The 13,232-nt window shown below is 70.2% G+C and carries 11 protein-coding genes; 6 read left to right on the top strand and 5 right to left on the bottom strand.

All coding sequences use genetic code 11. The features are described 5' to 3' along the window. Positions 1–325 precede the first annotated feature (325 nt). From QRX50_RS44635 to QRX50_RS44620, 4 genes are read left to right on the top strand one after another with little or no spacing between them, the layout of a single operon-like run. Positions 326–4,360, top strand: coding sequence for a sensor histidine kinase (locus tag QRX50_RS44635; protein ID WP_285969090.1), 4,035 nt, complete (start codon positions 326–328; stop codon positions 4,358–4,360). Next, on the top strand, positions 4,357–4,809 hold the full coding sequence (locus QRX50_RS44630; protein ID WP_220238205.1) for a roadblock/LC7 domain-containing protein: 453 nt from the start codon (positions 4,357–4,359) through the stop codon (positions 4,807–4,809). Before QRX50_RS44635 ends, QRX50_RS44630 begins: the two co-directional genes overlap by 4 nt. A gap of 7 nt (positions 4,810–4,816) precedes the next feature. After that, entirely contained in the window at positions 4,817–5,587 is a 771-nt protein-coding gene (locus tag QRX50_RS44625) for a DUF742 domain-containing protein (RefSeq protein WP_285969089.1), read from the top strand. Then, positions 5,568–6,179, top strand: coding sequence for a GTP-binding protein (locus tag QRX50_RS44620; RefSeq protein WP_285969088.1), 612 nt, complete (start codon positions 5,568–5,570; stop codon positions 6,177–6,179). The genes QRX50_RS44625 and QRX50_RS44620 overlap by 20 nt, the downstream gene beginning before the upstream one ends. Positions 6,180–6,210: 31 nt before the next feature. On the opposite strand, the gene QRX50_RS44615 is transcribed toward QRX50_RS44620, so the two are convergent. From QRX50_RS44615 to QRX50_RS44600, 4 genes are all read right to left on the bottom strand, one after another. After that, a complete protein-coding gene (locus QRX50_RS44615) occupies positions 6,211–6,783 on the bottom strand; it encodes a dihydrofolate reductase family protein (RefSeq protein ID WP_285969087.1) in 573 nt (190 codons plus the stop codon). A 165-nt stretch (positions 6,784–6,948) separates the two neighbouring features. Continuing rightward, positions 6,949–7,599 carry a DUF899 domain-containing protein gene (locus QRX50_RS44610; RefSeq protein WP_285969086.1) on the bottom strand — a complete coding sequence of 217 codons (651 nt, stop codon included), beginning with the start codon at positions 7,597–7,599 and terminating at the stop codon, positions 6,949–6,951. Continuing rightward, positions 7,596–8,042: an SRPBCC family protein gene (locus QRX50_RS44605; protein ID WP_353074058.1), complete on the bottom strand. Its 447-nt coding sequence runs from the start codon at positions 8,040–8,042 to the stop codon at positions 7,596–7,598. Before QRX50_RS44605 ends, QRX50_RS44610 begins: the two co-directional genes overlap by 4 nt. After that, positions 8,039–8,380 (bottom strand): ArsR/SmtB family transcription factor, encoded by a 342-nt coding sequence (locus tag QRX50_RS44600; RefSeq protein WP_285969085.1) that lies wholly within the window; start codon positions 8,378–8,380, stop codon positions 8,039–8,041. The genes QRX50_RS44605 and QRX50_RS44600 overlap by 4 nt, the downstream gene beginning before the upstream one ends. A gap of 144 nt (positions 8,381–8,524) precedes the next feature. Between QRX50_RS44600 and icmF the strand changes: the two genes are divergently transcribed. Continuing rightward, entirely contained in the window at positions 8,525–11,770 is a 3,246-nt protein-coding gene (icmF, locus tag QRX50_RS44595) for a fused isobutyryl-CoA mutase/GTPase IcmF (protein WP_285969084.1), read from the top strand. Positions 11,771–11,797: 27 nt separating this feature from the next. Here the strand turns inward: icmF and QRX50_RS44590 are convergent, their stop codons facing one another. Beyond that, entirely contained in the window at positions 11,798–12,073 is a 276-nt protein-coding gene (locus QRX50_RS44590) for a hypothetical protein (RefSeq protein WP_285969083.1), read from the bottom strand. A 315-nt stretch (positions 12,074–12,388) separates the two neighbouring features. Between QRX50_RS44590 and QRX50_RS44585 the strand changes: the two genes are divergently transcribed. Further along, positions 12,389–13,219 carry an LLM class F420-dependent oxidoreductase gene (locus tag QRX50_RS44585; protein ID WP_285969082.1) on the top strand — a complete coding sequence of 277 codons (831 nt, stop codon included), beginning with the start codon at positions 12,389–12,391 and terminating at the stop codon, positions 13,217–13,219. The last annotated feature ends 13 nt before the right edge of the window (positions 13,220–13,232 follow it).

Below are 13,232 nucleotides of genomic sequence, written 5' to 3'. Positions count from 1 at the left end.
AGCCGTGCGAAGCGGAAGACAATATCGTCGGGCGGGATTGGTGTACGATTCTTTGGCCCAGCTGACCGCAGCGATCGATAGGCACAGACAAGTTGACCTCGACCACCGCCGTGCAGTACGCAACTTGCGCCGTGCACGTGCAAAGTCCCGGGAAGCAGCACGCCGGTGATCACGGTGCAAGGTCTGCACGGTCGTGTCCTCACGGGGTCGATCGCGCGGGTCGGCGGAATGCCGTGGACCGTTCCGGGAGCACCGGAAGCCGCCCACGGGCAGCCACGACGCGGGACAGGGAGTCACTTTCGTGACCGTTGCAGGAGATGGCCAGGTGCCTGTTGAGAAGCTGCTCGGCCGCCCGCCCCGGCGACCGAGCCGGTCCTCGGGCTGGCGAGCGGCGCTGCGCTGGCGGGACTGGAGCATTCCCGTCAAGCTCTCGGCGGTGACGCTGGTCCCCATCGTCCTCGCGCTGGTGCTCGGCATTACCGCGATCGTGGGACAGGTCAGCCGGTCCGGTGACTACGAGCGGATCGACAAGCTGGTCGGCCTGAGCACCCAGCTGCGCAACCTCACCGACGGTCTGCAGAAGGAGCGCACGCTCACCGCGGCGCAGCTGTCCGGGGGCACCGCCGGCATCACGCCCGAGCTGAGGGCCGCTCGCGCGGCCACCGACGCCGCGGTCGAACCATTCATCACGGCGGCGAACCGCGTCGGTGGGTCCGAGTCCAGTGTGTCCGGTGCCGTGAACTCGGCGACCGCGCAGGTCAACGAGATCGCCGTGATCCGCCAGCAGGTCGGCGCCGGTCTGCTCGACGCCGCCGAGGCGGTGGGCGACTACAACGCCGTGACCGGTGCCCTCATCGGCGCCGACACCGCGGTGGCCGCCGGCGCCAGCGCCGACGCGCTGGGCGGCACGGCGAACGCCCTGCACGACCTCGAGGCCGCCAAGGAGCAGGTCTCGGTCAGCCAGGCGCTGGTGTCGTACGGCATCTCCAAGGGCACGCTGGAACCGCAGCAGCTCAGCGACGTCCGCGACGCCGAACTGCGGTACGACGACCGTATCGACGACTTCAACGCGGCCTCCACCGCGCCGCAGCGCCAGGACCTCGAGAGCACCCTCAAGCCCGACACCGCCTACGACCGCAAGCGCATGGTCGGCATCGTGCTCGGCGAACAGGGCCCCACGAGTGACCAGGGACTGTCGCAGGTCCAGTCGCAGGAGTGGAACAACGCGTCCAACGCGGTGGTCGGCCAGCTCTCCGAGGTCGGCAACCGCATGAGCGCCGATGCCACCTCCGCGTCCGCCGCGCTGGTCGAGGACGCCAGCAGCAGCGCCGGTCTGCTCGCCGTGCTGCTGTTCGCCGCGATGGTCGCCGCCGCGGCCGTCGTCTTCCTCATCACGCGCCAGATCCTGCGATCGCTGAAGACACTGCGCCGCAGCGCGCTGGACGTCGCGGAGAAGGACCTGCCTGCCGCCGTCCGCAACATCCAGGAGGGCCGCGCGCAGAGCGTCGAGGTCGAGCCGGTGCCCGTGCGGGTGTCCGACGAGATCGGCGAGGTCGCGCGCGCGTTCGAGAAGGTGCACAGCCAGGCCCTGCGGCTCGCGACCGAGCAGGCCGCGATGCGCGCCGGCTACAGCAGTGTGTTCGTCAACCTCTCGCGCCGCAGCCAGAGCCTCGTGCAGCGCCAGCTGCAGCTCATCGAGCGGCTGGAGCGCGACGAGGAGGACGCCGACCAGCTCGCCACGCTCTTCCAGCTCGACCACCTCGCCACCCGGATGCGGCGCAACAACGAGAACCTGATGGTCCTCTCCGGCGCCGAGCCGGGCCGCCGCTCGGGCCAGCCCGTGGCCGCGCACGACGTGCTGCGCGCCGCCGTGTCGGAGATCGAGCAGTACCAACGGGTCTCGGTGCAGCAGCCGCCGGCGGTGAAGATCGTCGGGTTCGCCGCGAGCGACGTCCAGCGCCTCATCGCGGAGCTGCTCGACAATGCCACCGCGTTCTCCGCGCCGGAGACGCAGGTGACCGTGGCGACGCGCCTGGCCGACGACGGCTCGCTCAACGTCGACATCCTCGACAAGGGCATCGGCATGAACGAGTACGAGGTGGTCGAGGCCAACGGCCGCCTCACCGAGGCCGGCTCGGTCGACCTCGCTACCTCGCGCCGCATGGGCCTGTTCGTGGTCGGCCGCCTCGCCGGGCGCCACCGCATCGGCGTCTCGCTCCACGGTGGCAAGGACATCGTCGGCGTGCGGGCCACCGTGGTGGTCCCGCCGGAGCTGGTCATGACCGGTGCCGCGCTGGAGAACCCGCCGCAGCAGGCCGGACCGTTCGGCAGCGTCGCCGCGCCGCCCGCGAGCCCCGGTGGCCTGCCGCGCCGCCAGCGCCCGGTCAACGGCTCGGCGCGCTCGGCCGCGGACCGCGCGCTCGTGCCGCAGCAGCCGATCTCCGGCGCCGACGAGCAGCAGCTGTGGCCCTCGGCGAGTGACCTCGCCGGGTTCGCCAACGGCCACACCGTCGACCCGGGCGTGCGCCCGCCAACGGACCTCGAGATCTCCGGGACCGCGCTGTTCAGCCCGATCCCGCGCGACGACGCACCGCCGCCGAAGCCGCCGGTGCCGCAGCTGCCGCAGATCGTCGACGTGCCGCCGCCGCGGCCGGAGCCGGAACCCGAAGCAGGCCCGGAGCCCGTCGACGAGCGTGCCCGCGAGCTGCCCTCGGGCAAGGATCTGTTCTCCGCCAACGGAACCACCCTGAGCGAGTGGTGGAACGAAGCGGCGCAGAAGGTGCCGGAGGTGCCGCCGCCCACGGCCGCCGAGACGACGATCGAGAACACGCCGATCTTCGACGAGATGCTCTCGGTTTGGTTCCGCTCGCCCGCGCCGCCCGCGGACGAGACGGCGACCAAGACCGGTGCAGACCAGCCCGCGGCCGAGAAGACCGCCAAGCCGGGCGAGTCCGGTGAGGACACCGGCAAGGCCGGCGCGAAGACGGAGCCGAAGCCGGGGGAGCAGCCGCCGGCCGACGTGGCGAAGCCGGAGCCCGGCATCGCCCCGGTGACCACGCCGGAGCAGGACGAGCGCAACTGGGACTTCGCGAGCGACGAGAACTGGCGCACCGTCCAGGCCGTCACGCAGGTCGAGCCCACGGCGTTCACGAAGGCGGGCCTGCCTCGCCGCCGTCGTGGCGAGCAGCTCATGCCCGGCAGCGCGACGCCGGACGAGCTGCCCGCCGCCGAATCGGCCAAGCCGGGCCTGCCGGTGCGCGACCCCTCCGACGTCCGCGGTCGTCTCACCAGCTTCCAGCGCGGGGTGAACCGTGGCCGGCAGCAGGTCCGCGACGGAGGTGTCGAGCCGGCTGCCGACCAGCAGGGGCTGGGCGCCGCGGCGCTCAACCGCCTGGAGGGCGAGCCCGGCACCGGGTTCGCGGCTCCCGGTTTCGCCCCGGCCGCCGAGCAGGCCGGCCAGGCCCCGGTGGACCGCCCGGGCGTCGCGCCCGCGTTCGGCCTCGGTGGTCCGGACCAGCAGGGTCCGGTGGGAGACAACGAGACCACGGCCGAGTACCCCGGTTTCGTCGGTGCCCTCGACGCGGCGGTGGCCGCTGCGGACGCCGCGGAGCGGGCCGGGCAGGCCGAGGAGCCCGCTGAGGCCGCGAGCGACCGGCCGGCCGTCGCGGACGCTTTCGGTGCGGCCCAGGCGGAAACGCCCGCGGCCGAGCAGGACGGCGAGGCCCAGCCGGACCGGCGCGGCGTCGCGAGTGCGTTCGGCGCGGCCCACACCGCTCAGCCGGAGCCCGCGACGGACCAGCCGGTGCCGCCGGCGTTCGACCCGCACGGCGGGTGGACCACCCCGACCGAGACCAACGGCAACGGCAGCAACGGCACGGCGACCCGCCCGTCGCCCACCCCGCGCCCGGTGCGTCGCCCCGAAGGCGAGGTGCCCGGCCGCCCCGCGGCGCCCGAGTCCCTGCCCACCCGGCGCCCCGCCGCCAGCAATCTGCCGCCGGGACCGCCCGCCGTCGACCCGAACCAGGTGCCCGCCGCGGTGGCGAACCTGGAGGCCGCCGCGGCCGGGACACCCGCCGCGGAGTGGGCTTTCGGGTCCGACGAGGGCTGGCGGACAGTCCAATCGGTGTCCCAGTCGACGCCCTCTTCGTTCACTTCGGCAGGATTGCCCCGGCGTCGCCGCGGGGAGCAGTTGCTCCCCGGGAGCGCTCCGCCGCCCGCCGGAGCGGCGAGCCCCCGTCCGACCCGCGACGCGCACGACGTGCGTGGCCGCCTGAGCAGTTTCCAGCAGGGCATCCAGCGCGGCCGGCACCGCACTGGGCAGGCCACTGAGACCAACCACGAAACACTGGAGGGTGAATGACCTCGCCGAGTACGGCTCAGCCGCAGCAGAACCAGTTCGGCTGGCTGGTCAACGACTTCGCCGAGAGGGTCCCGGGTGTGGCGCACGCCGTGGTGGTGTCGGCCGACGGGCTCCTCCTCACGGCCTCCAACCGCCTGCCGCTCGACCGCGCCGACCAGCTCGCCGCGGTCGCCTCCGGACTCGTGAGCCTCACCCAGGGCGCGGCCCGGTGCTTCGAGGCGGGCGCGGTGAACGAGACCGTGGTCGAGATGGAGCTCGGCATCATGGTGCTGATGTCCATCAGCGACGGTTCGTGCCTCGCGATCCTCGCGGCGCCGAACTGCGACATCGGCCAGGTGGCCTACGAGATGACGATGCTCGTGGACCGCGTCGGGCAGATCCTGACCCCCGAACTCCGCGCGCAGCTGCAGGGCGCGGGCGGGTCGCTGATCGGTGAACCGGTGGGATGATTACGCGATGAGCACGGGGTCCGGATTATTCGGCGGAGAGCCCGGAGACAGCGAGGAACCCCCGCGCGCGGGGACTCCCGGTGCTGCCCGCGGTGAGGACGACGGCACCTTCGCCGACCTCCTCAACGGCTTCAGCCTCGATTCGGGCCGCTCGCGCAAAAAGCGGAAGAAGACCGGTAAGGAGCCCCAGTCCCCCGAACCCCCGCCCGCGGGAGCGCACGCGGCGGAGGAACCGCCGGCGGCGCCAGAGCCGCCGGCAGAGTTAGGAGATCGAGTGACCTCTCTAGTCTCTCCACCGGGCAGTACCGATGCGGATGGGCCTAGACCAGGCGGGCTCTTCGACCCCGGACCGCCCAGTGGCGAGTTCGTGATGCCCGCCGCGTTCACCCGGCCGGACCGCCCCGATCGGGTGGACCCGGCCGAGGAGACGTCGATCGTGCGGCCGTACGCTCTCACCGGCGGCCGGACCCGGGCGAACTACGCGCTCGAGCTCGAGACGCTGATCTCCACCAATGACCACGTCGTCGCGGGGGGCTTCCCCGAGGCGGCGGCCGAACAGATCGAGAGCATCTCGATCATGGAAGAGTGCCGGACCCCGCGCTCGGTCGCCGAGATCGCGGCGATCCTGCGAGTGCCACTGGGTGTCGCCAGGGTGCTGATCAGTGACGCGGCCGACGCGGGCCTCGTCACCGTGCACCGGACGATTTCGGGCAATGACGGCGCCGAAGCACACTTGATGTTGATGGAAAGGGTTTTGAGTGGACTCCGTCGGCTTTAAGGCACCGCGGGAAACCGCGCCCCCGACCATGACATCGGCGAAGATCGTGGTGGCGGGCGGCTTCGGGGCGGGCAAGACGACCTTTGTGGGTTCGGTGTCGGAAATCGTTCCGCTCACCACCGAGGCGATGATGACCGACGCGAGCCGCGGCATCGACAACCTCGACCAGACCCCGAACAAGACGACCACCACGGTCGCCATGGACTTCGGCCGCGTGTCGCTCGACGCCGACCTGATCCTGTACCTGTTCGGCACCCCGGGCCAGCAGCGCTTCTGGTTCATGTGGGACGACCTGGTGCGGGGCGCGATCGGCGCGATCGTGCTGGCCGACACCCGCCGCCTGGCGGACTCGTTCGCGCCGATCGACTTCTTCGAAGACCGCGGCCTGCCCTACATCGTCGGCGTCAACACGTTCGACGGGGTGCTGGAACACGACATCAACGACGTGCGCGAAGCGCTGTCGATCGACCCGAGCATCCCCATCGTCCGCTGTGACGCGCGGGACCGCGAGTCGACGAAGCAGACGCTGATCACGCTCGTCGAGTACGCGATGCGGCAGTGGATCGCCTTGCGGGCAGCCAAAGCCCGCTGACCCGGGCCCCTTCAGCGTTGCGGCGGCCGGGTCACCTCTCTTCGGTGGCCCGGCGATACCGCAACAGCACCACGGCGCCGTCGATCACGCGGGACTCGACGAGCCGCAGGCCGAGCCGCTCGGCGTCGACGGCGAACGGCCGCTTGTCGCCGCCCAGCACCACCGGGTGCACGAGCACGTTGTACTCGTCGATCAGCCCGAGCCGGCTCAGCTGCGCGGGCACGTCGGCGCCGCCCATGAGCAGAATGTCCTTGGTGTGCCGCGCTTTGAGCGCCGTGACCTCCTCGGTCAGGTCGCCGCCGAGCACCTCGGTGTCCCACCCGGGGTCGGTGAGCGTGTGCGAGAAGACGACCTTCGGGGTCTTCCGCCACACCGGTGCGAAGGCGATGTCGTGCGGATCGTCCGAGATGGACTCCGCACGCGGCCAGAAGCCCGCCATCATGTCCCAGACCCGCCGCCCGTAGGCGAACACGGCGGCGCGGTCGGAGAGCTCGTGCGAGTGGGCCGACAGCTCGGGCCCCATCCGCGGCCAGTCGAACTCGCCGTTCGGGCCCTCGACGCAACCGTCGACCGAAACGTGCACGTAGTACACCAGATCACCCATGACCAGGCTCCTTCGCCGAGTGGCGTCCCTGCCGGACACCGTTCAGCCTACGGTCGGAGCAGGCGGGGCCGGCCGGACATCGGTGGCGAAAAATCTGACCCGGATCGTCGAAACGGGCCGGTCCCCCTGGAACCGGCCCGTTTCGGCCGTGGAGCTCAGCGCTCCTCAGTACTCGTCGTGCACTCGCCACCAGCCGCCAGGCTCGTCGGAGCCGCGCGACTCCTCCTCCCACGCCTCCTGCCGGCCGAACGGCGTGATGTCGAGGTAGCGGTGGACCGCGGAGAACGTCTCGGCGCCGCGGCCGGTGGTGAAGTACGTGCGGTAGACGTCGTCGCCGTCGCGCAGGAACACGCTGGTCCCGAAGAACCGGCCGACGCCGCAGTCCTCCGTGAAGTCGCTGCCGTTCGCCGAGACCCACGGCACGTCCCAGCCCATGCGGGCCTTGTACCGCTCGATCTCGGGCAGCGTCGCGGGCGCGGTGACGACGAACGTGACGTCACGGGCGTGGAGGTGCGACAGGTGCGGCACGTTGTCCACGACCATCGAGCAGCCGGGGCAGCCCGTTTCGTCGCCGGGGTGCAGCATGAAGTGGTAGACGATCAGCTGGGGCCGGCCGTCGAACAGGTCCAGCAGGCTCTTCTTGCCCTCGGCCGAGGTGAACTCGTACGCCTTGTCGAAGCGCACCATCGGCAGCCGGCGCCGCTCGGCCGTGAGGTGGTCGGCCGCCTTCATCAGTTCCTTTTCCTTGACCAGCAAGGCATCGCGCGCGGCCTGCCAGTCCTGGGCGGACACGACACGGGGGAGTGCGGTGGTCATCGGGCCTCCTCGAGGTGGTGGGCGAGCTTTTCGAACGTGGAGCTCCAGCCGTCCTGGTGGCCGGCGCGCTCGTCCTCGGTGGGGAACGGCGCCTGGTGGAACGTCATCTCGGTCTTGTCGCCGACCTCGGTGAAGGTGATCGTCACGACCGTCTCGCCGACCACGTCGTCGGGCTGGTCCCACGAGAACGTGAACACGAGCCGCCCGGGCGGGCTGATCTCGCGGTAGGCGCCCTGCATCCAGCGCTCGACGTCGTACTCCGCGCTGTGGATCCGCGCGCGCCACGCGCCGCCGGGCCGCAGGTCGATCGTGACTCCCGAGGCGGCGAACTTGTCCGGGCCGAGCCAGCTCGCGAGGCGCTCCGGCTCGGTCCACGCGCGGAACACCAGCTCTCGCGGGGCGTCGAACACGCGCGTGATGGTCAGGTCCCGTTGCGTAATCACTCGGTCTCCTTCCGGGGCTCGCGCAGGAGCCGCAGGTGCTCGTCCAAGCGGTCGAACCCCGCCTCCCAGAACTGCCGGTACTCGTTCACCCAGTCGGCCACGACCACGAGCGGCTTCGTCTCGAGCCGGCACGGGCGCCACTGGCGCATCCGGCCGCGGGTGATGAGCCCGGCCGCTTCCAGCACCTTCAGGTGTTTTGACACCGCCTGCAGGCTCACCTCAAACGGCTCGGCCAGCTCGTTCACCGTCGCTTCGCCCTGGGCGAGCCTGGCGAGGATGGCCCGCCGCGTGGGGTCCGCCAGCGCGGCGAAGGTGGTGCTGAGCTGATCAGTGGCCATCGGTACTCAATCGCTCGGTTGATTAACTTGTAGGTTGAATATAGCTCCCAGCTGGCTCCTGTCAACCGCTCCGGGAACCGGCTTGAGACCTGCGTCACCGCCGCTCGGGTTTCCAATAGTAGGAAGTCCAAGTATTTTGGAAGGATGAGCAGCGACCTCTACCGCCCCGAGAACCCGGTCCGGTTCGTCACCGCGTCGAGCCTGTTCGACGGCCACGACGCCTCGATCAACATCATGCGGCGGATCCTGCAGTCGCAGGGCGCCGAGGTCGTGCACCTCGGGCACAACCGCTCGGTCGACGAGGTGGCCACCGCCGCCATCACCGAAGACGTGCAGGGCATCGCCATCTCCGCCTACCAGGGCGGCCACGTCGAGTACTTCTCCTACCTGGTGGAGCTGCTGCGCGAACGCGGCGCGGGCCACATCAAGGTGTTCGGCGGCGGGGGCGGCGTGATCGTCCGCGAGGAGATCGACCTGCTGCACTCGCGCGGCGTGGCGCGGATCTTCTCGCCCGAGGACGGCTACGAGATGGGCCTGCCGGGCATGATCAACTCGATGATCAAGGCCTGCGACGTGGACCTCTCGGCCCAGCCCCCGGTGTCCGTCGACAAGCTGCTCTCCGGCGACGTGCCGGCGCTCGCGCGGGTGATCACCCAGCTGCAGCGTGAAAAACTGCCCGAAGAATGGCTCGCCGCCATCACCGAGGCCGCCGAGAAGCGCCACGTACCCGTGCTCGGCATCACCGGCACCGGCGGTTCCGGCAAGTCGTCGCTGACCGACGAGCTCATCCGCCGCTTCCGGCTCGACCAGGAGGACAAGCTGCGGATCGCGGTGCTGGCCGTGGACCCGTCGCGGCGCAAGGGCGGCGGCGCGCTGCTCGGCGACCGCATCCGGATGAACTGCCTCGACGGCTCGCCCGTGTACTTCCGCTCCATCGCGACGCGCACGACCAGCGGCGAGATTCCCGCCGGGCTGCGCGAGTCGATCCTCGCGTGCAAGGCCGCGGGCTACGACCTCGTGATCGTGGAAACGCCGGGCATCGGCCAGGGCGACGCGGGCATCGTCGACTACGTGGACGAGTCGCTGTACGTGATGACGCCGGAGTTCGGCGCCGCGTCGCAGCTGGAGAAGATCGACATGCTCGACTTCGCCGACGTGGTGGCCATCAACAAGTTCGAGCGCCGCGGCGCCGAGGACGCCCGCCGCGACGTCGCGCGCCAGCTGGTGCGCAACCGCGAGGCCTTCGACAAGGCCCCCGAGGACATGCCGGTGTTCGGCACGAGCGCCGCGAAGTTCAACGACGACGGCGTGACCGCGCTGTACCAGAAGCTGCGCGACCAGCTCGCCGAGCGCGGGCTGGCGGTGTCGGCCGGCGTGCTGCCCGCCGTCGAGGGCAAGGTGTCCACCGACGCCAGCACGGTCATCCCGGGCAACCGGGCGCGCTACCTCTCGGAGATCTCCGAGACCGTGCGTGGCTACCACGAGCAGACCGAGAAGCAGGTCGCCGCCGTGCGCAAACGCGAGCACCTGGCCGTGGCGAAGGCCGCTCTGTCCGAGTTGGACACAGTGGACGCCTCCACCGACGCGCTCGACGGGCTGCTCGCCGCCGCCGAGTCCGATGTGGACGGCGAGACCACCAAGCTGCTGGAGCGGTTCCAGGCGCTGTCGGAGGAGTACCGCGAGGACGAGCTCGTGGTGAAGGTCCGCGACAAGGAGCTGCGCACGCAGCTGTGGCGCGACACGTTGTCGGGCAACCGGATCCCGCGCGTCGCCCTGCCTCGGTACACCGAATCCGGTGAGCTGCTTTCGTTCCTGCGCCGGGAACACCTGCCCGGATATTTCCCCTACACGGCGGGCGTGTTCCCGTTCAAGCGTGACGGCGAGGACCCGGCGCGCATGTTCGCCGGAGAGGGCGACGCCTTCCGCACAAACCGCCGGTTCAAGCTGCTCTCGGCCGACTCCGAGGCCAAGCGCCTGTCCACGGCCTTCGACTCCGTGACCCTCTACGGCCACGACCCCGACACCCGCCCGGACATCTACGGCAAGGTCGGCACCTCGGGCGTCTCGATCGCGACGATCGAGGACATGAAGGTGCTCTACGACGGCTTCGACCTCACCGCGCCGAACACCTCGGTGTCGATGACGATCAACGGTCCGGCGCCGACGATCCTCGCGTTTTTCCTCAACACCGCGATCGACCAGAAGCTCGACGCCTTCCGTGCCGAGCACGGCCGCGAGCCGTCGGCCGACGAGGCCGCCGAGCTGCGCGCGTGGGCGTTGAAGAACGTGCGCGGCACCGTGCAGGCCGACATCCTCAAGGAGGACCAGGGGCAGAACACCTGCATCTTCTCCACGGAGTTCAGCCTGCGCATGATGGCCGACATCCAGGAGTGGTTCATCCAGCACGCGGTGCGCAACTTCTACTCCGTCTCGATCTCCGGCTACCACATCGCCGAAGCCGGGGCGAACCCGATCTCGCAGCTGGCGTTCACGCTGTCCAACGGGTTCACCTACGTCGAGTCGTATCTCGCGCGCGGCATGGACATCAACGACTTCGCCCCCAACCTGTCGTTCTTCTTCTCCAACGGCATGGACGCCGAGTACTCGGTGCTCGGCCGCGTGGCGCGGCGGATCTGGGCCGTGGCCATGCGCGAGCGCTACGGCGCCGATGAGCGTTCGCAGAAGCTCAAGTACCACGTGCAGACCTCGGGCCGCTCGCTGCACGCGCAGGAGATGAGCTTCAACGACATCCGCACCACGCTGCAGGCCCTGTGCGCGCTCTACGACAACGCGAACTCCTTGCACACCAACGCGTTCGACGAGGCCATCACCACGCCGAGCGAGTCGTCGGTGCGCCGCGCGATGGCGATCCAGATGATCATCAACAAGGAGTGGGGCCTGTCGAAGAACGAGAACCCGCTGCAGGGCTCGTTCATCATCGACGAGCTGACCGACCTGGTCGAGGAAGCCGTGCTGGTCGAGTTCGACCGGATCTCCGAGCGCGGCGGCGTGCTCGGCGCGATGGAGACCGGTTACCAGCGCGGCAAGATCCAGGACGAGTCGATCCTGTACGAGCGCAAGAAGCACGACGGCTCGCTGCCGATCATCGGCGTCAACACATTCCGCAACCCGCACGCGGGTGAGGAAGACGTGGAGGTCGAGCTGGCCCGCGCCACCGAGGACGAGAAGAAGTCCCAGCTCGACCGCCTCGCCGACTTCCAGCACCGCCACGTCGAAGACGCCCAGCAAGCACTCAAGGCCCTCCGCGAGGCCGCAACCCGCGGCGGCAACCTGTTCGGGGTGCTGATGGACGCCGCGCGGGTCTGCTCGCTCGGGCAGATCACCGACGCGTTCTTCGAGGTCGGCGGTCAGTACCGGCGCAACGTCTGACGCGCCTCGATAGGTGAAAGGGCCGGGTCACGCGCGTTGGGCGGTCAGCTGCCAGACCTGCGCGCGGACCCGGCCCTGCTCGTCCACCTCGAGGCCGGCCGCCGTCGCGTCGTCGACGGTCTGGCCCGGCCTGAAGTTCTCCACGACCTCGCGCACGGCGTCGCGCGTGACGGACGTGGTGTAGAGCGTCTGCACCAGACTCGTGATGCGCCAGCCGTTTCCGCCCGTTTCGCGCAGGTTCTGCTCACTGATCCGGTACGGCGCGGGGAAGGACTCCGGCAGGTCCTCGGAGAAGGCGAACATGTGCAGCCGCGCGCCGGGCTTCGTGGCCCGGACAACTGCGGCGACGCAGTGAAGTCCGTGACGTTCTTCGTGGTTCGGGACCGATCGGGGTTGGCTCAGGTGGGGTTGAAGAAATTCCCTCACCTCACGCCGGACACGCCCCCGCAGCGCTCACCGGCGTTGTCATGCCCCGGCGCACCTGTTCGAAGTCGACCTCTTCCGTCGTGATGCGAACCCTCGCGTATTCAACGGTCGATGATTTATGGAGTGCGACCGATCCGGTGAGCTGTCAGCCGGACCGGGAATAGGGGCTCGGCGGATCGGGTAGAACGAGGCATGGACTTCGGGATCTCCACGTTCGTGACCGATGAAGGCATCCGCCCCGACGTGCTGGGCGAGGCGCTGGAGGAGCGGGGCTTCGACTCGCTGTTCCTCGCCGAGCACTCGCACATCCCGGTGAGCCGGGAGAGCCCTTACCCCGGCGGCGGCGACCTGCCCGAGAAGTACAAGCGCACGCTGGACCCGTTCGTCGCGCTGACCGCGGCGGCCGTGAACACGTCGAACCTCGTGCTGGGCACGGGCATCGCGCTGCTGATCCAGCGCGACGTGATCCACACGGCCAAGGAGGTCGCGTCACTCGACCTGGTGTCGCGCGGCCGGGTGGCGTTCGGCGTCGGCGTGGGCTGGAACCGCGAGGAGATGGCCGACCACGGCACGGATCCGACCACTCGTGGCGCGCTGATCGACGAGCAGATCGAGGCGCTCAAGGCGATCTGGACCCAGGAGCAGGCGGAGTACCACGGCAAGCACGTGGACTTCGACCCGATCTTCGCCTGGCCCAAGCCCGTGCAGACGCCGCACCCGCTGATCTACGTCGGCGGCGAGAGCCCGGCCGCGCTGCGCCGGCTCGCCCGCCACGGCGACGCTTGGCTGCCGCGCCAGCAGACGCCGTCCGACGAGATCAAGCGCGTGCGCGAATGGCTCGCCGAGCAGGGCCGCACCGACGTGCCGTTCACCGTTTTCGGGGGCGGTCCCGACACCGACGCGGTGAAGCGGTTCGCCGAGGCCGGCGTGGAGCGCTACACGTTCATGCTGCCGACGCTGCCCGAAGCCGAGACGCTGGCCGCCCTCGACGACCTCGCGCGGCTCGCGGCGGACCACCGGTGACCCGTGGTTCGAT

This window comes from Amycolatopsis sp. 2-15 (assembly GCF_030285625.1).
In the GTDB taxonomy this organism is placed as follows: domain Bacteria; phylum Actinomycetota; class Actinomycetes; order Mycobacteriales; family Pseudonocardiaceae; genus Amycolatopsis; species Amycolatopsis carbonis.
This window is presented reverse-complemented; position numbering and strand designations above follow the sequence as displayed.

What these genes read in the sequence shown, in the direction of transcription:
- QRX50_RS44630 (WP_220238205.1), top strand. Translation starts at nt 4,357, where the DNA reads ATGACCTCGCCGAGTACGGCTCAGCCGCAGCAGAACCAGTTCGGCTGG.
- QRX50_RS44625 (WP_285969089.1), top strand. Translation starts at nt 4,817, where the DNA reads ATGAGCACGGGGTCCGGATTATTCGGCGGAGAGCCCGGAGACAGCGAG.
- QRX50_RS44615 (WP_285969087.1), bottom strand. Translation starts at nt 6,783, where the DNA reads ATGGGTGATCTGGTGTACTACGTGCACGTTTCGGTCGACGGTTGCGTC.
- QRX50_RS44610 (WP_285969086.1), bottom strand. Translation starts at nt 7,599, where the DNA reads ATGACCACCGCACTCCCCCGTGTCGTGTCCGCCCAGGACTGGCAGGCC.
- QRX50_RS44600 (WP_285969085.1), bottom strand. Translation starts at nt 8,380, where the DNA reads ATGGCCACTGATCAGCTCAGCACCACCTTCGCCGCGCTGGCGGACCCC.
- icmF (WP_285969084.1), top strand. Translation starts at nt 8,525, where the DNA reads ATGAGCAGCGACCTCTACCGCCCCGAGAACCCGGTCCGGTTCGTCACC.
- QRX50_RS44590 (WP_285969083.1), bottom strand. Translation starts at nt 12,073, where the DNA reads ATGTTCGCCTTCTCCGAGGACCTGCCGGAGTCCTTCCCCGCGCCGTAC.
- QRX50_RS44585 (WP_285969082.1), top strand. Translation starts at nt 12,389, where the DNA reads ATGGACTTCGGGATCTCCACGTTCGTGACCGATGAAGGCATCCGCCCC.